The sequence below is a fragment of the Leucobacter sp. NPDC015123 genome (genome assembly GCF_043080205.1).
GTDB lineage: Bacteria > Actinomycetota > Actinomycetes > Actinomycetales > Microbacteriaceae > Leucobacter > Leucobacter aridicollis_A.
In genome coordinates, this window is the sequence record NZ_JBIBVH010000016.1 from 1 (window position 1) to 1,284 (window position 1,284).

At 55.8% G+C, this 1,284-nt stretch carries 1 protein-coding gene; it reads left to right on the top strand.

Annotated features, from left to right (window positions below; all coding sequences use genetic code 11):
- Positions 1-74: 74 nt before the first annotated feature.
- Positions 75-1,246 (top strand): IS3 family transposase gene (locus ACF07D_RS16075; RefSeq protein WP_391505582.1). Its coding sequence is split into 2 segments (ribosomal slippage): positions 75-351 and positions 351-1,246, totalling 1,173 coding nucleotides; the frame shifts between segments, so codons are not numbered across the junction.
- Positions 1,247-1,284 lie beyond the last annotated feature (38 nt).

Genomic DNA, 1,284 nt, shown 5'->3' on the forward strand with positions numbered 1-1,284 from the left:
GGGGTCTGCTGAAGGTTTGATTGACTCTTGTCCACTTCGTGCGAGCGGGTGGGGAACAGGAGAATAGTTACACGATGAGGTATTCAGAAGAATTCAGAAATGATGCAGTCGCGCTTGTGCGTGCGGGAGCGTCTCAGCGCGAAGTGTGCCGTGATCTGGGAGTATCGAAATCAGCAATGTCGAAATGGGTGGCTGATGCTGAGCGCGCCGACCAGGGCTTACCCGCAGCGAAGGATTTGCCGGCTTCCGAGGATGCGAAAGTACGTGAGTTGATGCGCCGGAACAAGCTGCTGGAGCAGGAGAACGAGGTGCTTCGGCGTGCGGCAGCGTATTTGTCACAGATTCATATCACGCCCCCAAAATAGTGTTCCCTCTCGTCCGTGAGATGGCTGCGCCCGGTGCCCGTATCAGGGTGCCGGTCGTAGTGGCGTGCAGGGTGCTCGGCTTCTCGAAGCAGGCCTACTATCGGTGGCTACAACAGCCGGTGTCTGCTCGAGAGGTCGAAGAAGCTCATCTCATCGAGGTGTTGTGGGAACTCCACGCAGACGACGAGGAGGGCGGTTACCGTGTCCTCGCTGATGACCTGCATGATCTCGGCTACGAGATCAGTGAACGCCGTGTGTGGCGGCTCTGCAAGATTGCTGGGATCCAATCAACCATTGTGGGACGCACACGCAAGAGCAAGAAAGCTGGGGAGCCGGTGGGTGATGATCTCGTGCAAAAGGACTTCACCGCCGACGGGCTCGACGAGAAATGGTTAGTCGACATTACCGAGCATTGGACGGGCGAAGGCAAGCTGTACATGTGCGCGTTCAAGGATGTGTGTTCGAACAAGATCGTCGGGTATGCGATCGATAAACGAATGAAAGCTGGGTTGGCGGTACGGGCACTCACGAACGCGCTGATGCAACGAGGTTACCCCGAGAACGTAATCATACATTCGGATCGAGGCAGTCAATTTAGAAGCCGTAAGTTTCAGAAGGCACTGAAGCGTTACAAGCTACGCGGTTCGATGGGGCGGGTAGGTGCGTGTGGCGATAACGCGGCGATGGAGTCATTTTTTAGTCTGCTGCAGAAGAACGTGCTCGACCGGAAACGGTGGCACACGCGTGATGAGCTCAGACTCGCGATCGTGCACTGGATCGAAGCAAAATATCATCGCAAACGTAAACAACGACGCCTGGGGAAACTGACCCCGGTTGAGTTCGAAACTATAGTGAGAAGTGCGGTCGAGCTGGCTGCCTAGGAATGGAAACCCGGGTCAACTAAACCTTCAGCAGACCC